Genomic DNA, 19320 nt, shown 5'->3' on the forward strand with positions numbered 1-19320 from the left:
CTTCAGCATACTGGGGCAACCTCCCGGTTGGGGTATGCATGAGGCGCAAACTAAGGGCGTTCTGGTCATCACTTCTCGAGAAGGAATGAATAAGGATGCCGAAATGGAGACAAATAAACGGTGATGTTTGTGTTCTCCATGCGTTGTACCTCGCACCCGGGAACCGTCATGTTCTTGTATACACGGTGTTTCGGGATTGGGTGGCATACATTTTGGCCACTTAGTACAAGGCTTGAACACAATGACAAAACCTTGTTTATTATCCCATTTAAACCTCTTTTATAGCAAGGCGCCATTTTTCAACAAACCATGCAGCCAAGGGGCGCTGGCAGTGTTAAAATCCGCGCCATGACACAGATACAACAACAAGTGCAGCTGCTCACCATCGAAGCTGAGCATGACGGGCAGCGCATCGACAATTTTCTCAAGACTCAGCTAAAGGGCGTCCCCAAGAGCCTGATCTATCGCATCCTTCGCAAAGGTGAAGTGCGAGTAAACAAAAAGCGCATCAAACCGGAGTACAAACTCTGCGCAGGTGATGAGGTGCGGGTGCCCCCCGTACGCGTTGCCGAGAAGAATGAGCTGCCTTCAGCCAACCTCGGGGTTATCCAGCGTCTGGAGAGCCAGATCCTGTTCGAAGACGATGCCATGATCGTGCTGAACAAGCCCTCCGGCATGGCAGTACACGGTGGCAGCGGTCTGAGCTTTGGCGTGATTGAAGGGCTGCGCGCCCTGCGTCCGGAAGCCCGCTTCCTCGAACTGGTTCATCGACTGGATCGCGACACCTCCGGCGTGCTGCTGGTTGCCAAGAAGCGCAGCGCCCTGCGCAGCCTGCATGAGCAGTTGCGCGTCAAGACCATGCGCAAACAGTATCTGGCGCTGGTGCGTGGCAAGTGGCAGGCTCACGTCAAGGTGGTTAATGCGCCGCTTCGCAAAAACGATCTGCAGTCTGGCGAACGGGTGGTGCGGGTCAGTGCCGATGGCAAGCCCTCCGAAACCCGGTTCCGCATCGTGCGTCAATTTGCCGAAGCGACCTTGGTCGAGTGCAGTCCAATCACAGGTCGAACTCACCAGATCCGCGTGCACACCCTGCATGCCGGTCATCCGATCGCCTGTGACGATAAGTACGGTGAAGCGGCGTTTGACGAGAAAATGCGCAGCCAAGGGCTGAAACGGCTCTTTTTGCATGCCTGGAAGCTCAGCTTCACCCATCCGGCCGATGGTCGCGAGATGCAGGTCGAAGCGCCGCTTGCATCTGAACTCGACAACTTCCTCAACGGCTTGCCACGCTGATGCAGGATATCCGGCTCGCCATTTTCGATTGGGACGGTACCCTGATGGATTCGGTGGGCCGGATTGTGGCCTGTGTGCAAGGGGCCGCTAGAGATTGTGAGCTGGCGGTACCTGCACCAGCCCAGATCCGGCAGATCATCGGATTGAGCCTTGATGTTGCCATGTCCCGCCTGTTCCCTTTACGTAGCGACAGTGGCACCGCCATTGATGAGCGCCAGATTGCCATGCTCATCGATCGCTATCGTCATCACTATCTGCACGACACCACCCCCAGCCCGCTGTTTGCCGGGGTGGGGGAGCTGCTGCATGACTGGCGGTCACGAGGGCTGCAACTGGCCGTCGCTACCGGCAAATCGCGCCGTGGGCTGGATCGGGTATTGGATGAGACCGGGCTGCGCCCGTTGTTTGTGACCAGCCGAGGGGCCGATGAGGCTCGCTCCAAGCCTGATCCGCTGATGCTTGAGCAGATCCTGGACGAGTTGGAGCTTTTACCCCGGCAGGCGGTAATGATCGGCGACTCTGTTCACGATATGGCGATGGCCGAGGCAATTGCCATGCCGCGCATTGGAGTTACCTGGGGTGTGTATAGTAGTGATGCTCTCAGTCGTCACGGACCTGTAGCGGTGGTGGACTCCATGACGGCTCTTCACGCGCTGTTGTAGACGCCTTTCTTTTAAGAGACATCAATCTGATTGATAACAGAAGCCCGGTCTATTGACCGGGCTTTTTATATGCTCGATCTAGCTTATCTATTCGTCCGCAATCAGGGCAGGGCAATACCGTGGCGCTCCAGCAGCTCGATCAGGCCGATCAGTGGCAGACCGATCAATGCGTTAGGGTCGCGCCCCTCCAGCCCCTTGAACAGCACGATCCCCATTCCTTCACATTTGAAGCTGCCCGCACAATCGAGGGGCAATTCTGCCTCTACATAGCGGCGAATGGCGGCTTCATCGAGGTTGCGAAAATGGACGGTGAAAGACTCCACCAGTTGATGAGCCTCACCGGTTGCGGCATTCACCACGCACAGGCCGGTGTAGAAGGTGACGCTGCGACCTTGAGCCGCCATCAGCTGGGCGATGGCATTGTCGATGGTGCCAGGTTTGCCGAGGATGTGATTATCGCAGACACACACCTGATCAGATCCGATGATCAAACCGTGATCACGATGTTGGGCGACAGCATCAGCCTTGGCACGAGCCAGTCTGGCCACCAGCGTCTCGGCGGATTCGCCAGCCAGTGGTCGCTCATCCACATCGGGGGCGGCACATTCAAAAAGGAGACCGAGCTTCTCCAGCAGGGCTTTGCGATAGCGAGAAGTTGAGGCGAGGATCAGATTCTGTGGCATAATCGAGTTACCGATGAAAGCAGGTACCGGCATTCTAGGGACTTGTGACGTTAAAATCATCGGCGGTAAGGACTTTTTCCTTTGACTATCAGTTGTTGGACCTATATTATTCGCGCCCTATGCAAAAGGTGAAGTTGCCCGTTAAGGTTGATCCAGTCCGTAGTGCCTTGAAGCTGCTCGATTACATCGGGATAGTGGAAAAGTCGCAGATGCCCAGGCTGGAGGAATCAACCGCTGGCTTGCAGAGTGATATCGATGTATCACTGCACTTTGGCAAAGATGTCCAGAAGTTGACCGTTATGAAAGGCACTGCCCATGCCAAGGTTGATCTGGTTTGCCAACGTTGCGGAGAGACATTCGAACACCTCTGTGAAGCTGAATTTATCTACACTCCGCTGTTCGAAAGAACAAACGAGGAAGAACTGCCGGAAGCTTATGAGCCCATTGAGTTGGACGAAAACGGCGAGATAGATCTTCATCAAATCCTGGAGGATGAACTCATCCTCTCGTTGCCTCAAGTCGCAATGCATTCTCTGGATGCATGCCCGAGAGGAAACATGGAGATGACCTGGGGTGAAATCGAACCTGCTGATGAGCAGCCGAATCCCTTTGCAGTTCTTGAAGAGCTTAAACGTAAGTGAATTTAGGAGTTAGCCTACAATGGCCGTACAACAGAACCGTAAAACCCGTGCCAAGCGTGGCATGCGTCGTTCCCACGATGCGCTGACCACCGCTGCCCTGACTGTTGATCAGACCAGTGGCGAAATTCATCGTCGTCACCACGTGACTGCCGATGGTTTCTACCGCGGTAAAAAGGTAATCGCTTAAGGATTGCCTTTGTCTACGCAAACTGTCGCGCTAGACATCATGGGGGGAGATATTGGCCCCTCGGAAACAGTGCCTGCCGCCGTGCAGGCACTGTCTCTTTTACCCCAGCTAAAACTGATCCTGGTCGGCGACCAGCACCAGACCTCCTCTCTGCTACAGCGACATGGCTTGCTGAATCATCCCCGAGTCCGTTTCGTACATGCATCCCAAGTGGTTGGCATGGGCGATAAACCGATCGTGGCGCTGCGTACTCTGAAAGACTCCTCCATGCGGGTGGTACTCAATCTGGTGAAAGCCGGTGAGGCCGATGCTTGCGTCAGTGCTGGCAATACAGGTGCGTTGATGGCGATGGCCAAGTGCGTGCTCAAATCCCTGCCCGGGGTAGACAGACCTGCCCTTATCAAGGCGCTGCCGACATTGAGTGGCAAACGTACCGTGATGCTGGATCTAGGCGCCAACGTCAGTTGCGATGCGGATACCCTGTTGCAGTTTGCCGTGATGGGCTCCGTCGTGGCCGAAAAGGTAGAAGGCATTGCGTCACCTCGTGTTGCCTTGCTCAACATCGGCGAGGAGGAGATCAAGGGCAACGATCTGGTGCGCCACAGCGCCGAATTGTTGCGTCAGTGCCAAGCGCTCAATTATGTCGGGTTCGTCGAAGGGGATCGCATCTTCAGCGGCGACAGCGATGTGATCGTCTGCGACGGTTTTGTCGGCAATGTTGCCCTCAAGACGGCAGAAGGGGTGGTGCGGATGATGGCCCAGCTGGCCGGATATCCCCACAAGAAACGCACTTTTCTTGGCCGGATCGCCGGATTTATGTTCAAACGGCGTTTTTCTTACCTGAACCCCGACCAGTATAACGGAGCAAGTCTGTTAGGATTGCGCGGCATTGTGGTAAAAAGTCATGGGCGGGCCGAACGGCGCGCTCTGTGTAATGCGATCCTGCTGGCCGCACAAGAGGCCAAACATCAACTTCCACTGCAAATAGCAGATCGCCTTGAAGCTGTCTTCTCTGACAGGGATCTATAAGAACTCTATGCATAGCAAAATTCTGGGTACTGGCAGCTACCTGCCGAGTTCAGTGCGTACCAACGCCGATCTCGAGCAGATGGTTGAGACCAGTGATGAGTGGATCGTGGAACGTACCGGTATCCGTGAGCGCCGTATTGCCGGGGCTGACGAGACCGTTGCCACCCTCTCTTACCAGGCCGCTCTGCGCGCCCTGGATGCAGCCGGTTTGACCGCTGCCGATCTCGATATGATAGTGCTGGCCACCACCAGTGCTGAAAATGCCTTCCCGGCTGCCGCCTGCGAGCTGCAGGGGCTGCTCGGCGTACCGGGCATTCCTGCCTTTGACGTGGCAGCGGCCTGTGCCGGTTTCACCTACGCACTCTCCATTGCCGATCAGTTCGTCAAATCCGGCGCCGCCCGCCATGTGCTGGTCGTCGGGGCCGATGTGCTCTCCCGCATGTGCGATCCGCAAGATCGCGGCACCATCATCCTGTTTGGTGATGGGGCAGGGGCTGTGATTGTCGGTGCCAGCGAGACGCCGGGCATCCTCTCTACCCATCTCCATGCCGATGGCCGTTATGGCGAGCTGCTCAAGCTGCCGCACCCTCGTCGCGGCATGCCGGGTGCCGAGCTCGAAGCCTACATGTACATGAAGGGCAATGATGTCTTCAAGGTCGCGGTCACCCGTCTGAGCGAGATCGTCACCGAAACGTTGGCCGCTGCTGGCATCGAGCCGAGCGAGCTGGATTGGCTGGTGCCTCATCAGGCCAACTTCCGCATCATCAGCGCCACCGCCAAGAAGCTCGGTATGAGCCTCGATAAAGTGGTGCTGACCCTCGACAAGCACGGCAATACCTCTGCCGCTTCTGTTCCGGTTGCCTTCGACGAAGGGGTGCGGGATGGCCGGATTAAACCGGGTCAGCTGGTACTGCTGGAGGCCTTCGGCGGCGGTTTTGCCTGGGGCTCGGCGCTGGTTCGCCTCTGATCTTCGACGGGATGGTGCGCCCATCATCCCGTCACCGATTTCATTTTTGTCTTATCTAAAAGGAATCAATGATGACCCAATTTGCCATTGCCTTCCCGGGACAAGGTTCCCAGTCCGTTGGCATGCTGGCCGAGCTGGCCGAACAACATGCCGTGATCAAGGAGACCTTCGCCGAGGCGAGTCAGGTGCTGGGTTATGACCTGTTTGCCCTGGTGATGGATGGTCCGGTTGAAGATCTGAACAAAACCTGGCGCACCCAGCCTGCACTGCTGACAGCCTCTGTCGCCCTGTGGCGCCTGTGGCAACAGCTGGGTGGGGCAACTCCTGCCATGATGGCGGGTCACAGCCTGGGTGAGTACTCCGCGCTGGTTTGCAGCGGCGCACTCGATTTTGCCGATGCGGTCAAACTGGTCGAGCTGCGTGGTCTGGCCATGCAGGAAGCGGTACCGGAAGGCACCGGCGCCATGGCGGCCATCATCGGTCTGGATAACGAATCCATCGCCGCCAACTGCGAAAAAGCGGCACAAGGGCAGGTCGTCTCTCCGGTCAACTTCAACTCCCCGGGCCAGGTGGTTATCGCCGGTCACAAAGAGGCCGTTGAGCGAGCCAACGTGCTGATGAAAGAGTCGGGCGCCAAGCGTGCGCTGCCGCTGCCGGTCTCCGTGCCGTCTCACTGCGCACTGATGAAACCTGCCGCAGAAAAACTGGCAGCTGCGCTGGACGGGATCGAGATCAAGGTTCCAGCCATCGCGGTCATCAATAATGTCGACGTATCCTGTGAACAGGATCCGGCCGCCATCAAGCAAGCGCTGGTACGTCAGCTGTTCAGCCCGGTTCGTTGGACCGAGACTGTCGAGCGGATGGCCAACGAGGGGGTTACCCTCGAGATCGAGATGGGACCGGGCAAAGTGTTGACCGGGCTCGCCAAGCGCATCGACAAGCGCGTGGAAGGTATTCACGCCAACGATGCCGCCTCTTTCGAGCAGGCGCTGGCCCAGATCAAGTAAACAGGAGCAAGTGATGAGCTTTACCGATAAGGTTGTGTTGGTGACCGGTGCCAGTCGTGGCATCGGCCGTGCGATTGCCGAAACATTCGTGGCCCGTGGCGCGAAAGTGGTCGGTACGGCGACCAGCGAGAGCGGTGCCGAGGCGATCAGCGCCTATCTGGGCGACAATGGCTGCGGCATGGCACTGAACGTGACCAGCCAGGAATCCATCGAAGCCGTCTTCGCCGCCATCAAGGCGCGCTTTGGCGACATCGACATCCTGATCAACAACGCGGGGATCACCCGTGACAACCTGTTGATGCGGATGAAAGATGACGAGTGGAACGAGATCATCGATACCAATCTGACCTCGCTTTACCGTCTGAGCAAACCGGTGTTGCGTGCCATGATGAAGAAACGTCACGGTCGCATCATCAGCATTGGCTCCGTGGTGGGAACCATGGGCAATGCCGGTCAGGTCAACTATGCTGCCGCCAAGGCCGGTCTGGTTGGTTTTACCAAATCGTTGGCGCGGGAAGTGGCATCCCGTGGTATCACAGTGAACGCGGTTGCTCCCGGTTTCATCGAAACCGACATGACCCGTGCCCTGAATGACGATCAACGTGCCGGCATCATGAGTCAGGTGCCTGCCGCCCGTTTGGGTGATCCAAAAGAAATTGCCGCAGCTGTGGTATTCTTGGCTTCTGATGAAGCAGCCTATATCACCGGCGAAACCCTGCATGTTAATGGCGGGATGTACATGGTGTAATCAATTTGTCGTAAGATCTGTTCAAATTTGCGATAGTACGCCGAAGTTTGGCACATTTCGTGGTTTGACCAGCGGCAAGCTACTTGCAAACTCACGTCAATTGAATAAACTACCCCAACCAGACGCAAATAGCGTATTTTTAAAGGAAAATTCAGGTCATGAGCAACATCGAAGAACGCGTAAAGAAAATCATCATCGAACAACTGGGTGTTAAAGAGGAAGACGTTAAGAACGCTGCCTCCTTCGTCGACGACCTGGGCGCTGACTCTTTGGATACCGTTGAACTGGTAATGGCGCTGGAAGAAGAATTCGATACCGAAATTCCTGATGAAGAAGCAGAGAAGATCACCACTGTTCAAGCGGCTATCGACTACATCACCGCTAATCAGGAATAAGTTCCTGTTCTGAAAGAAGCGGCCCAAGGGCCGCTTCTTTTGTATTTGTTCCCTTTCAAAACACCTCTCGGAGACTACCTCAGTGTCAAAACGCAGAGTCGTGGTGACCGGCTTGGGGATGCTTTCCCCGGTGGGTAACACTGCCGAATCCAGCTGGCAAGCACTGCTCAACGGGCAGAGCGGCATTTCCCTTATCGAGCACTTTGATGCCAGCGAGTTTGCAACCCGCTTCGCAGGTCTGGTCAAGGATTTCGATCCCGAGCAGTACGGTATCAACCGTAAAGACGCTCGCAAGATGGATCTCTTCATTCAATACGGCATCGCGGCCGGTATGCAGGCGCTGGATGATTCCGGCCTGACCATCAATGAAGAGAATGCCGAACGTGTCGGCGTGGCGATTGGCTCCGGTATCGGCGGTCTGGGTCTGATTGAACAGAACCACGAAAGCTTGGTCAACGGCGGCCCGCGCAAGATCAGTCCCTTCTTCGTTCCGTCCACCATCATCAATATGGTGTCCGGTCATCTCTCCATCATGAAAGGTCTGCAAGGGCCGAACATCGCCGTGACGACCGCCTGTACCACGGGTACCCATGCCATCGGCATGGCTGGCCGGATGATCGCTTACGGTGATGCCGACGTGATGGTCGCCGGCGGTGCCGAGAAAGCTTCCACCGCGATGGGGATGGGTGGTTTTGCTGCTGCCAAGGCACTCTCCAACCGCAACGACGAGCCGCAAAAAGCGAGCCGTCCGTGGGATAAAGATCGCGATGGTTTCGTGCTGGGTGACGGTGCCGGTGTACTGGTACTGGAAGAGTACGAACACGCCAAGGCCCGTGGCGCCAAGATCTACGCCGAGCTGGTCGGTTTTGGCATGAGCGGTGACGCGTACCACATGACTGCGCCTCCTGCAGATGGCAACGGTGGCGCTCGCGCCATGAAAAATGCCATCAAGGATGCCGGCATTGCCCCCGAGCAGATCGGCTACATCAACGCCCACGGCACCTCCACCCCGCTGGGTGATGTGGCCGAGCTGCGTGGCATGAAGTCGGTGTTTGGTGAGCATGCCAAATCCCTGATGGTGAGCTCCACCAAGTCTATGACCGGTCACCTGCTGGGCGCCGCCGGTGCCATCGAGGCGATCATCACTGTGTTGGCCCTGCGTGATCAGGTGGCGCCGCCCACCATTAACCTGGACAACCCGGATGAAGAGTGCGATCTGGATCTGGTACCCCATGTGGCCAAGTCAGGCAGCTTCGAGTACGCCCTTTCCAACTCGTTTGGTTTTGGCGGCACCAATGGCTCACTGATCTTCAAACGCGTATAATTTGCCGCAGGGCAAAGACACAGGCCCGATACTGCCGGTATCGGGCCTTTTTTATCGGAGGGATCCCTTTGCTTATCAATGGCATGAAGCTTGATACGATCTCGGCCTATGATCGGGGGCTGGCTTATGGTGACGGTCATTTCACCACCATGGCGGTCAGGGAGGGGCGCGTGTTGCAGTGGCCTGCCCATCTGGCACGGTTGCAGCAGGCGAACAACCGGTTGGGATTGGTTGAACCGGACTGGGATCTCTTGACCCGGGAGGTTGAAGAGATGGTGGCCGAGCAGCCACAGTGCGTGGCCAAGGTGATCCTGACCCGCGGCGAAGGGGGGCAGGGCTATGATGGCAGCGTATGTCAGCACACAACCCGGATTGTCACTCTGGCGTCATTTCCCACTCACTATGGCCAGTGGCAACAGGAGGGGATCGAGATGGTGGTGTGCCGCCAGCGGATCGGCGATGCGCCCATGCTGGCCGGGCTTAAAACTTTGAATCGTCTGGAGCAGGTATTGCTGAAAAGCGAACTTGTCAGTCGAAATGCAGTCGAAGGGATAGTGCTTAACAGTCGCGGTTTTCTCATTGAAGGTGTCAGTGCCAATCTGTTTTGGCGTCGGGGCAAGACGGTGTTTACGCCCGATCTCGCCCGCGGTGGTGTCGATGGCATCATGCGCCGCCAGGTGATGGCGATGCTGAAACAGATGAGTATTGAGTTGCGTGTGGTAGAGGCTCCGCTGGAGTCACTATGGCAGGCTGAAGAGGTGTGGCTCACCAATACCCTGATGGGGATCGTGCCGGTCAATGGCATAGAGGATATTCACTATCCCCCAGCGGTATTGAGTCGCCGTTTACAGGAGCGTTTGGTCATTGAAGTTTAATCGGCTTTACACCCTGCTCGCGGGGGCGGCACTGACGGTAGCCGCTGCCGGGGGCTATGTACATTACAAATGGCAACAGGTAGAGACGCTCACCAACAAGGGGCCGACCCGGCTCTTTACGGTGGAGAAGGGCGCCCATGCGGCGCGCCTGATCGCCGAACTGGGGGAGGGGGAAACCAGCCCCTGGGCGGTGCGGCTCTGGCTGCGCAGCCATCCCGAACTGGTGGCCATCAAATCGGGCACCTATGAAATCAAGGAAGGGGCCCCTCTCAAGGAGACCCTCTCTCTGTTCGCATCGGGCAAGGAGTTTCACTTCAGCCTCACCTTCGTCGAAGGTTCCCGTTTCGAGGATTGGCAGAAGCAGCTCTCCAGCGCCCCATACCTTGAGCGATTGACTGTTGAGCAATCCGAAGCCGACTTGGCGCAGGAGCTCGGCATCGAGAATGGCAAGCTGGAGGGGTGGTTCCTGCCGGAAACGTACGCTTATACCACCCATGCCAGCGATCTCTCGATCCTGCGTCGCGCCCATCAGGATATGGAGACCTTCCTGCAGCAGAGCTGGGAGAAACGTCAGGCCAACCTGCCTTACAAAACGCCCTATGAGGCGTTGATCATGGCTTCCATCATCGAGAAAGAGACCGGCCAGCCGGACGAGCGGGCGCAGATCGCCTCGGTGTTTGTCAATCGACTGCGTCTGGGCATGAAGTTGCAAACCGATCCCACCGTCATTTACGGGGTGAAAGATCGCTACGATGGCAACATTCGCCGCAGCGATCTGACCGACAAGAATCCCTACAACACCTATGTGATCGATGGTCTGCCGCCCACGCCTATTGCCATGCCGGGCAAGGCCTCCATCGAAGCAGCGCTCAACCCCAAATCGACCGACTATCTCTACTTTGTCGCCAAGGGGGGCGGTGCCCACTATTTCTCCAAGACCCTCGATGAACACAATCGGGCGGTTCGCGAATACATATTGAAGAAACCCTAATGTCTAAATTTATTGTGATCGAAGGATTGGAAGGGGCAGGGAAGAGCTCGGCCGTGCGTTATGTGACCGACTATCTGCAGCGCCACGGCATCAACCGGATCGAGTGCACCCGCGAGCCGGGTGGTACGCCGCTGGCCGAGCGGATGCGGGCCATCGTCAAAGAGGTGCACGACGAGCGCCTCACCATCGAGGCGGAACTGCTGCTGATGTACGCCTCCCGGGTACAACTGGTGGAGACCCGCATCAAGCCGGCACTGGCCAACGGTGTCTGGGTGGTGGGAGATCGCCACGATCTCTCCTCCCAGGCCTATCAGGGTGGCGGCCGTGGTATCGATGCCCAGCTTATCGGAGCCATCAAGCAGGCGGTGCTCGGCAACTTCAAGCCGGATCTCACCCTCTATCTCGATATCGATCCCGCCCTTGGCTTGCAGCGCGCCCGCCATCGCGGCGAGCTGGATCGGATCGAGCTGGAGCAGCTCAGCTTTTTCGAACGGACCCGCAGCCGTTATCTCGATCTCGCCGCCAAGGATGATTCCATTGTGGTGATCGAAGCGGGGCAAACCCCGGATCAGGTAAAAGCGGCGATTGAAGCTGCGCTGGATACACACCTATGTATCCCTGGCTGATCCCCGACTGGCATGCCCTGAGCCAGACTGCGCAGTCCGGTCGTCTCGGCCACGCCTGGTTGTTGCTGGGCGATCCCGGTCTTGGCAAGGAGCAACTGACCGAGCGGCTGGCGCGTTTGCACCTTTGCCAGCAACCGGATCGCGGAGAGCCGTGCGGCCACTGCCACTCTTGCCAGCTGTTTGACAAGGGCAACCACCCGGATCTCGGCACCATAACTCGCGACAGCAAGACCATCGGGGTCGAGGCCATTCGCGAGATCTGCACCCGGCTGCAGGGCTCTGCCCAGCTCGGCCGTGGCAAGGTGGTGATCATTCCTGATGCGGAGCGGATGACCGAATCGGCGGCAAATGCCCTGCTGAAAACCCTGGAAGAGCCGGCCGGCGACAGCTTGCTGTTGCTGATCGCCTCCCAGGTTTCCCGGTTGCTTCCCACCATTCTCAGTCGCTGTCACAAACATGTCTGCCAGTTGCCAGCGGAAGGAGAAACAGTACGCTGGTTGGCCGAGCAGGGTCATCAGGCTACTCTGGCTCAGGTGCGGATCTGTCAGGGGGCCCCGCTGCGGGTACTCGACTATATCGAGCAGCAACAGGACGGTACTCGCCGCGAATTGCTGGAGCAGTTTGTCGCCCTGAGTCAAAGTCCGGTCAAGGCGACGGCACTGTGCAGCCAGCTTGGTCAGGAGACGCAGGTCAGGTTGCACTGGTTGCAGCTCTTCTTGTGCGATGCCCTGAAAACCCAGGCAGGATGCGGTCACCATCAGCTGGCAATGCCTGATCTGGCCATCTTGAGTCAACGTTTGGCGGAGCAGCACTCCAGCGAAAAACTGCTGGAGGCAGAACAAGATCTGGTTGCCCTGAAAGCGGCATGCCAGCCGGGTCAGCTCTCCAATCCCACCATCCATCTGATGAACTGGCTCAGTCGCTGGTTATAAGTACCGACAAGTAGAAAGGTTTTATATGTTACTCGTTGATTCCCACTGTCATCTTGATCGCCTCAGCTATGGCAGCAAGCAGACCAGCTTGGCTGATGTACTGGCAAAGGCCGCGAAACTGGACGTGGGATATTTTCTCTGTGTCAGTGTGACTCAGGCACAGTTCCCGACCATGCTCGAGGCGATCGCTCCCTATCCCCAGGTATTTGCCTCCTGCGGGGTACACCCGCTCAATCAGGAACCCGGTGTCGATGCCGAGTTGCTGCTCAAGCAAGCTGCCGATCCACGGGTGGTGGCCATCGGTGAGACCGGTCTCGATTACTTTTACTCGCCCGAGAACAAGGACGTTCAGCAAGCCTCTTTCCGCGAACATATCCGGGTTGCGCGCGCGTTGAACAAGCCGCTGATCATCCATACCCGCGATGCCCAGCAAGATACCTTGCAGATCATGCGCGAAGAGGGAGCGGATCAGGTTGGCGGTGTGCTGCACTGCTTCACCGAATCCCTCGAAATGGCGCAAGCTGCGATGGCGATGGGGTTCTATATCTCCATCTCCGGGATCGCCACCTTCAAAAATGCGTCTGCATTGCAAGAGGTGGTCAAGGCACTTCCCCTCGACAGATTGCTGGTCGAAACCGACTCGCCCTATCTTGCACCCGTGCCGCATCGGGGGAGGGAGAACGAACCAGCCTTTGTACGAGACGTTGCGCAGTTTATTGCTGATCTGCGCCAGATGGCGCTGGCTGAATTGGCAGAAGCGACCAGCCGAAATTTCTTTGAACTATTCAAACTGGCGAAAAAATAACACAGAAGCCCCTTTTCTCGGGGCTTTTTATATTTCAAATGCCAAGCTGATTACCCACCTAAATATCAACACCGAGCCGTGTTATCTCTTACATTCACCCAGTCTATGTAACCTGTTCATCCATACAAACCGAGTCGAATCATATTCCGATGTTTCGTTTATCTAATGTGGCCAAAGGGTACAAAAACAACAAGCCATAAGTATCGATAATATTCATTATCGATACTTGATGTATGGGAAGGATCCTGTAAGATCCTATCAAACTTCATATGAATCATAGAGTTCCGTGGCATATCCAACCTTGTCCAATCCGGCTCATCAGTCACTGCAGACTGTTTTCGATGCGCAGTTAAATAGTCGGGCACGCCGCTTTTTGCGCAGTGCAAAAGCGGATTCCACCCTCAATGCCTATCAGGCGGATACCCGTATTTTTGTCTTCTGGTGCCAATCGCACGGGCTGGATCCGCTACAAACCACTCATCACGACATAATGAACTTTCTCGCTGATCAGGCCGATGGCGTATTGGCCGACTGGGTATGGCTGGATAAAGAGGAGGGAAAAGGGGAGCTGCGCAACGGTGAACCTCGTAAACCGGCAACCCTGGTGAGACGGCTTGCCGGGATCCGTTATGCCTTCAAGCAGAAAGGAATTCACCCCATGCCCACCGAACATCCCGAAATCAAGGAGATGATGCGCGGTATTGTCAGGTTGGGGGATAACCGCAAGCGCAAAACCGGTGCCCTGACGTTGCAGCCATTGACCCAGGTGCTCGATGGCATCGACACCCATGATCTGGCGGGCTTGCGTGATTACACCCTGCTGCTCCTGATGTTCAGTGGCGCCTTGCGCCGCTCGGAAGCGGCCCGAATTGAGGTGAGCGATCTCGATTTTGTGGGGCAGGGGATCCGCCTTCGCCTCAAACCGAGCAAGCATCAGCTGCACGAAACCGAGATAGCCTTGATTCCGGGCAAACACTATTGCCCCGTGTCGGCACTGCAAAAATGGCTACACAAAAGCCGGATCAGCGAGGGGTCACTGTTTCGGCGCATGAACCGCTGGGGCCAATTGATGACCGAACCACTCGGCCCACAGGGCATCAACCTGATGATCAAGCGGCGAACCGGCCAAACCATCGACGATCTTTACGTCAGTGGCCATAGCCTGCGGCGCGGGTTTATCACCTCGGCGGTGACTGCGGGCAAGCCGATGAACAAGATCATTGAAGTCACTCGCCACAAGGATATGCGAACCCTGCAGGAGTACTTCGATGACGCCCATAAATTCTCCGATCATGCCCTTGATGGTTTGCTTTGACACTACTGCGTCACTTTGTTTTTTTATGTTAAATGATATCCTGTTGATCTAATGATATATTTGTCGCTCAGCCAGCAGCCCAAAGGGGAAGGGCATCTTCCAATGGATAATGGCATGTGATGAGAGATAACAAACTCGGAAACGTAATATCGCAAGGACATATGAGCCAAGAAATGACAGTGCGTGAAGAGCAAGAGGCGGTGCCCCAAAACAATGCCGAGCGGCAGCGCCAACATGTAAAACGCAAGCAGGAGACCCATACCCGGCTGCAATGCTGGATCAGCAATCGCCACGCCGAACGATTGGCCGCACTGGGTCTTCATCTCGAAGACAGTCAGGCATCACTCATCGAGCAGGCGATCGATCTGCTCTACCAACATGAGCTGGGTAGAGAACCTCTGTTTGAGAACAGAGTCGCCACACAGGTCGAAGAGACCGTTGAATAGACACAAGAGTGAAGTAACAGCGATACGTGAAGAGATAAAAAAAGCCAGGTACGAATTCCTTGTACCTGGCATAGGGGAATTGGCTCCTTGCAGAGCCGTGCGCTAACTGGTGTTCGGATTGCCTTAAGCTTAGACAAGGCTCAAGGCTTTTCAAGATCCGAAGAAAAGTTCAACCAGAGTGTGGGTATTTCAGACTCGTTCAAGTGCTTATGCACCGAACGGCCCACTACACATTGAACAGATTGTTGTCACGCACCAGCTCGCGGGGGAGGGCATTCTTGACCCGACTCCCCACCCATTTCCCCATCCCCAGGGTATGCCCCTGATAGCGGACGATCACCTCGCCAGTACCATCAACCTGTTCTGGCCAGACATCCCGCCCCATCATGAATTCCCGCGCATTGGCGCTATCCAGCTCGACCACGCCCTTGCTCGCTTTATCGCCATAGGCCAATGCCCACTCATGAGTGAGGCGATAACCTTTCTTGAAGGTTTCGGCCAATTTGATGCCGATGCGATCGAAACGCAACTTGCCCTGCACCTGATCAAACCGCTGAGGGAAGAGCCAGATCTCGTCATTGCGGCCAAACAGCTGACCCTGCGGTGCCACCCCGAAGTTGGCTTCAATCTCGCGCAGCATGGGCTCTGACTCTTTCGCTGCCAGTGGCAGGAAGGGGAATTTGCCCAGCTTGCCCGGCTTGAACATGGTGTTGGGCACCGAGTGATGCTTGCGTAATCTGGCGACGAAAAATCCTTCACTATCGAAGATCTGGGGCCAAACGTGCAGGTATCCTTCGGATGTACAGGCCTGCTCTGCATGGGGGAACAGGTCTGTCAACGAATCAAAACTCAAGGCATCGCCAAACTTGTCCAGCAGGGATTGGCAGACCGCCTGATTCTCCTGCTCACTCAAGGTACAGGTGGAGTAGACCAGTACGCCACCCGGTTTCAAAGCATGGAAGGCGCTCTCCAGTAATCCTTGTTGCACCGCCGCAATCTCGTAGATGCTCTCGATGCTCCAGTTGCGCAGCGCATCTTCATCCTTGCGCACCGTCCCTTCACCGGAGCAGGGGGCATCGAGCAGGATGGCATCGAAGGTCTCCGGCAACCACTGGCCAAATACCTTGGCATCAAAATGGGTCATGCCCACATTGGTCACGCCGCAACGCTGGATATTGGCGCTGAGCACTTTCAACCGGCTGCTGGAGAACTCGTTGGCAACTAGCATCCCCTGATTGTTCATCAGGGCGGCTATCTGGGTGGTCTTGGAGCCGGGGGCCGCCGCCGCATCCAGCAACATACCATCCGCTTTGATCTTGTCGCTGGCAAAGAGTGCCGTCACCGGCAGCATGGAGCTCGCTTCCTGAATGTAGAAGAGCCCGCTCAAGTGCTCGGCGGTGTTGCCAAGGGGGACAATTTCATCGCTGCGGGTCAGCCAGAAGCCGGTATCACACCAGGGCACAGGGTCGAGCTGCCAACCCAGTGGCTCCATCAGGGCGACGAAGTCTGAGACGGCGATCTTCAAGGTGTTGACCCGAATGCTGCGGCGCAGCGGACGTCGACAACTGGCCACAAAGTCATCCATCGAGAGATGGGCCGGCATGATGGCCGCAATGTGGCGTAAAAAGTAATCGGGAAGGAAGGTGTTGTCGTGCACTGTGCCGTCTCGTTGACCGAAAATGAGGGGCGATATCCTACCACAAGGCTAAGAATATTCTGAATCTGAACCCTATCAACAGGCACCGGAATATAAAAAAGCCCGGCACTGTGCCGGGCTTGGATGAGATACAAAGGGAAGAGATCAGGGCTGGATACGTGGACTCCACTCCAGCCACTCTTTCTCGGCCTTGCCGTAGAGCGCATAGCTGTGGCCCGCTTTGACGGTTGGACCCATCTCTCTCTCCGGCGTATTGAAAGCAATGCCGCCGGCCAGCAGGCTCTGCACCGTCTCCACTTCGATAGTGCCGCCGGTCAGCCCGATATCCGCCTTGACCCCGGAGACATTCCAGAAACGGGAGTTGGCCCGCACCAGATGGGCATACTCCTGATCCACGTTGACATCGATCACCACCTCGCTGCCATCCCGAGCCAGCGCCACCTTGGTGACACTGCCCACCACCATCTTGCGAAACAGCAGCGGACTGCCGACGCTCAGGCCATTGACGGAGGGGCTCTTGAGGGTCAGGGCCAGACCCAGAGGACCGGTCTGACTCAAAGGGAAACGATCTTTGCCAGCGCCTTTACCGGGTTGTGCTTCTACAAACGCCCCCTTGATCAGGGTATCGAGGTGAGCGACACCGCCCAGCCCCAGCTTGGCCTGCACCAGAGTAAAGCGGGCGCCGGACTGCAGGAAACGCTCGGCGTAGTGGCCATCGAGTTCCGCCTTGAAGATCACCTGACCCAGTGACGGCTCCAGCTCGATCTCTTCAATTTTGCCGATATCGACACCGCGATAGCGGATCGGGCTGCCAATCCCGAGCCCCGGATTGCTCTCTGCCACCAGTGACAGCTGGCGCACCTTGGCCTTGGCTTGCTCCCTGGAATCGAACAGTTGATGGCTGCTGCGGCCATTGGCCAACCGATCGAACTCGATAGCACCGCGCAGCAGGGTACCGAGGTTGCCCACCTTGACCTGCACCCCATCGACCCGCACCTTGGTGTCGATGGCCGGTTTTTTCCAGAACTGAGGTTGCTGGGCGAGGAGGGGAGCATAGACCCCATCAATCTCGAGTTCGATCTCGACCCCCTCTTTGGCGGCGCGCAGCTGTTTGACCTTGCCCGCTTCCAATCCCAGATAGAGCACAGGCGAGCCAATGCCGATGCCATCGGCCTGATCTGCTTTGAGCAACCAGCGCTGCGGCTTGGCATCACGGGTACCGAGTAGTGCCAGCTCCTGACTCGGGTAGAGACGGTTAATCCGCTCTCCACTACTGGCTTGTATCAGCTTGATCCCGCCTCCCAACCAGGCACTGGCCGGACTGGTTTCTACTTTGATGCCGCTCAGATCGGCATCGATCTGCAACGGGGCGGCGCGATAGAAGCGGGCACGATTGAGCAGATGGCCATAGTTCGGCGCCATCATCAGCTCAACGCTGGTATTGCCGCGCGCATCCAGGGTGAGCTGGCTGATGCGGCCCACCTGCAATCCCTTGTACCAGACAGGTGCATCCTGATTGAGCCCCGCCAGATCGTCAGCCTGCAGCACCACCTTGGTGCCGCTTTGGGGGGCGCGATCGGTCAGGGTCATCTTCTGTACCGGTTTGCCCGCCACATAGTCGAGGCGAATGGCCGGGCCGGAGAGCAGGCGATCTGCATGCTGCACGCCGGTCGCGGAGAGGGAGACGCTCTCCCACACCAGTTGACTCTTGTCGGTAATGCGATAAGCCTGCTCCGGGTTGATCAGCGCTGTGACCATCCGGCCTTTATCGGTAAGCCGAATGGGGTCGATACGACCGATCTCGATCCCCTCATAGAGGATGGGCATCCCCTCTTTGACAGGAAGATCGCCAGCCGCAATGTCGATACGCTCGCCACGCGCCGCTTCTGCCAGCCCCTTGTAGAGGACGAAGGTTTGCCCTTTCTCCGACTCGGGAGACGCTTTGGGGGAGTCAAAGGCGATACCGCCGCTCAGAATGGAAGTGAGGCTGCCTGCCTCAACGCTGACGCCAGCCAGACTGAAAGAGCCCTTGATACCGCTGATATTCCAGAAGCGGGTATCGGCTTTGACCAGATGTTCGAAACGCGGCTCGATCACCAGATCCAGAATGACGTTCTGGTTGTCCTGACCCAGACGGGTATTGATGACGCTGCCCACCTCGATGCCGCGGAAATAGAGCTTGGCGCCAATCCCCACAGAACCCAGCGAATCGGCAGTCAGGTGCAACATCCGCCCCTGAGCCTGATAACCGGGAGGAGGGCCCTCCAGGGCATCGAAGGTCTCCTCCAGCGGATTGCTTTCACGCCCCGGTTGCAGGTTGATGTAGTTGCCGGAGACCAAGGTATCGAGACCGGAGATCTCGGTGAGCGACGCTTTGGGGCTCACCAGCCAGAAGTCGGATCCCTTGCGGATCAGCGGTCTGGCACGGCTGTCAATCTTGGCCATCACCGCAATCTTGCGGCCATCTTCAGCCAGCTCCAGCTCTTGCACCACGCCGATGGCCACCCCCTGATAACGAACCTGGGTTTTACCCGGCAAGATGCCGTTGCCTTGCGCGAAGTTGATCTGGATAAGCTGGCCACGGCTCAATACCTGCTGATAGAGAAAGCCACCTGCCAGCAGCAGGGCTATCAGGGGTAACAGCCAGACCGGCGATAACCAGCGACGCTTTTCAATGACGGGTTCAGCCCCGATCATACCGACTCCTTATTGGCTGGATTAAACAGCACATCAGACA

Annotated in this window: 20 protein-coding genes; 17 read left to right on the top strand and 3 right to left on the bottom strand. The window is 56.9% G+C overall.

Translation table 11 applies throughout. From position 1 onward, the window contains the following. The first annotated feature begins 348 nt into the window (after window positions 1-348). A complete protein-coding gene (rluC, locus tag ACTG20_RS12120; protein WP_206692014.1) occupies window positions 349-1293 on the top strand; it encodes a 23S rRNA pseudouridine(955/2504/2580) synthase RluC in 945 nt (314 codons plus the stop codon). Beyond that, window positions 1293-1955 (top strand): HAD-IA family hydrolase, encoded by a 663-nt coding sequence (locus tag ACTG20_RS12125; protein ID WP_194494778.1) that lies wholly within the window; start codon window positions 1293-1295, stop codon window positions 1953-1955. The genes rluC and ACTG20_RS12125 overlap by 1 nt, the downstream gene beginning before the upstream one ends. Before the next feature lie 101 nt (window positions 1956-2056). Here the strand turns inward: ACTG20_RS12125 and ACTG20_RS12130 are convergent, their stop codons facing one another. After that, on the bottom strand, window positions 2057-2638 hold the full coding sequence (locus ACTG20_RS12130; protein ID WP_194494777.1) for a Maf family protein: 582 nt from the start codon (window positions 2636-2638) through the stop codon (window positions 2057-2059). 119 nt (window positions 2639-2757) lie between these two features. Here ACTG20_RS12130 and yceD point away from each other — a divergent pair, with 119 nt between their 5' ends. The 15 genes from yceD (at window position 2758) to ACTG20_RS12205 (ending at window position 14926) form a co-directional block, all read left to right on the top strand. After that, window positions 2758-3279 carry a 23S rRNA accumulation protein YceD gene (gene yceD, locus ACTG20_RS12135; RefSeq protein WP_194494776.1) on the top strand — a complete coding sequence of 174 codons (522 nt, stop codon included), beginning with the start codon at window positions 2758-2760 and terminating at the stop codon, window positions 3277-3279. 19 nt (window positions 3280-3298) lie between these two features. After that, complete coding sequence (gene rpmF / locus ACTG20_RS12140; RefSeq protein WP_005300935.1) at window positions 3299-3466, top strand: 50S ribosomal protein L32; 168 nt, start codon at window positions 3299-3301, stop codon at window positions 3464-3466. A gap of 9 nt (window positions 3467-3475) precedes the next feature. Further along, the gene (gene plsX, locus ACTG20_RS12145) at window positions 3476-4495 is read left to right on the top strand and encodes a phosphate acyltransferase PlsX (protein WP_194494775.1); all 1020 of its coding nucleotides are present in this window, start codon (window positions 3476-3478) and stop codon (window positions 4493-4495) included. A 7-nt stretch (window positions 4496-4502) separates the two neighbouring features. Next, on the top strand, window positions 4503-5462 hold the full coding sequence (locus ACTG20_RS12150; RefSeq protein WP_040065495.1) for a beta-ketoacyl-ACP synthase III: 960 nt from the start codon (window positions 4503-4505) through the stop codon (window positions 5460-5462). Window positions 5463-5533: 71 nt separating this feature from the next. Continuing rightward, window positions 5534-6469: an ACP S-malonyltransferase gene (gene fabD, locus ACTG20_RS12155; protein ID WP_064337924.1), complete on the top strand. Its 936-nt coding sequence runs from the start codon at window positions 5534-5536 to the stop codon at window positions 6467-6469. Between the two features lie 13 nt (window positions 6470-6482). After that, window positions 6483-7217 (top strand): 3-oxoacyl-ACP reductase FabG, encoded by a 735-nt coding sequence (fabG, locus tag ACTG20_RS12160; RefSeq protein ID WP_005351850.1) that lies wholly within the window; start codon window positions 6483-6485, stop codon window positions 7215-7217. Between the two features lie 158 nt (window positions 7218-7375). Beyond that, on the top strand, window positions 7376-7612 hold the full coding sequence (gene acpP / locus ACTG20_RS12165; RefSeq protein WP_005300909.1) for an acyl carrier protein: 237 nt from the start codon (window positions 7376-7378) through the stop codon (window positions 7610-7612). Window positions 7613-7694: 82 nt separating this feature from the next. Next, entirely contained in the window at window positions 7695-8936 is a 1242-nt protein-coding gene (gene fabF, locus ACTG20_RS12170; RefSeq protein ID WP_124929459.1) for a beta-ketoacyl-ACP synthase II, read from the top strand. 68 nt (window positions 8937-9004) lie between these two features. After that, a complete protein-coding gene (gene pabC / locus ACTG20_RS12175) occupies window positions 9005-9811 on the top strand; it encodes an aminodeoxychorismate lyase (protein WP_194494774.1) in 807 nt (268 codons plus the stop codon). Beyond that, window positions 9801-10802, top strand: a complete 1002-nt coding sequence (mltG, locus tag ACTG20_RS12180) for an endolytic transglycosylase MltG (protein WP_005333156.1) — start codon at window positions 9801-9803, stop codon at window positions 10800-10802. Before pabC ends, mltG begins: the two co-directional genes overlap by 11 nt. Continuing rightward, window positions 10802-11428 (top strand): dTMP kinase, encoded by a 627-nt coding sequence (tmk, locus tag ACTG20_RS12185; protein WP_194494773.1) that lies wholly within the window; start codon window positions 10802-10804, stop codon window positions 11426-11428. The genes mltG and tmk overlap by 1 nt, the downstream gene beginning before the upstream one ends. Next, window positions 11413-12360 carry a DNA polymerase III subunit delta' gene (gene holB, locus ACTG20_RS12190; RefSeq protein WP_194494772.1) on the top strand — a complete coding sequence of 316 codons (948 nt, stop codon included), beginning with the start codon at window positions 11413-11415 and terminating at the stop codon, window positions 12358-12360. The genes tmk and holB overlap by 16 nt, the downstream gene beginning before the upstream one ends. Before the next feature lie 25 nt (window positions 12361-12385). Beyond that, complete coding sequence (locus ACTG20_RS12195) at window positions 12386-13165, top strand: TatD family hydrolase (protein WP_194494771.1); 780 nt, start codon at window positions 12386-12388, stop codon at window positions 13163-13165. A 286-nt stretch (window positions 13166-13451) separates the two neighbouring features. Next, window positions 13452-14480, top strand: coding sequence for a site-specific integrase (locus ACTG20_RS12200; RefSeq protein WP_320628405.1), 1029 nt, complete (start codon window positions 13452-13454; stop codon window positions 14478-14480). A gap of 161 nt (window positions 14481-14641) precedes the next feature. Beyond that, window positions 14642-14926 carry a RepB family protein gene (locus tag ACTG20_RS12205; RefSeq protein ID WP_194494770.1) on the top strand — a complete coding sequence of 95 codons (285 nt, stop codon included), beginning with the start codon at window positions 14642-14644 and terminating at the stop codon, window positions 14924-14926. A 226-nt stretch (window positions 14927-15152) separates the two neighbouring features. Here ACTG20_RS12205 and rsmF read toward each other — a convergent pair whose 3' ends face one another. Together rsmF and ACTG20_RS12215 are read right to left on the bottom strand one after the other, a co-directional pair. Beyond that, entirely contained in the window at window positions 15153-16583 is a 1431-nt protein-coding gene (gene rsmF / locus ACTG20_RS12210) for a 16S rRNA (cytosine(1407)-C(5))-methyltransferase RsmF (RefSeq protein WP_439987684.1), read from the bottom strand. A gap of 144 nt (window positions 16584-16727) precedes the next feature. Next, on the bottom strand, window positions 16728-19280 hold the full coding sequence (locus ACTG20_RS12215; protein WP_439987685.1) for an MlaD family protein: 2553 nt from the start codon (window positions 19278-19280) through the stop codon (window positions 16728-16730). Window positions 19281-19320: the final 40 nt, after the last annotated feature.

Source organism: Aeromonas sp. 84A (assembly GCF_051919345.1).
Taxonomy (GTDB): Bacteria; Pseudomonadota; Gammaproteobacteria; order Enterobacterales; family Aeromonadaceae; genus Aeromonas; species Aeromonas veronii.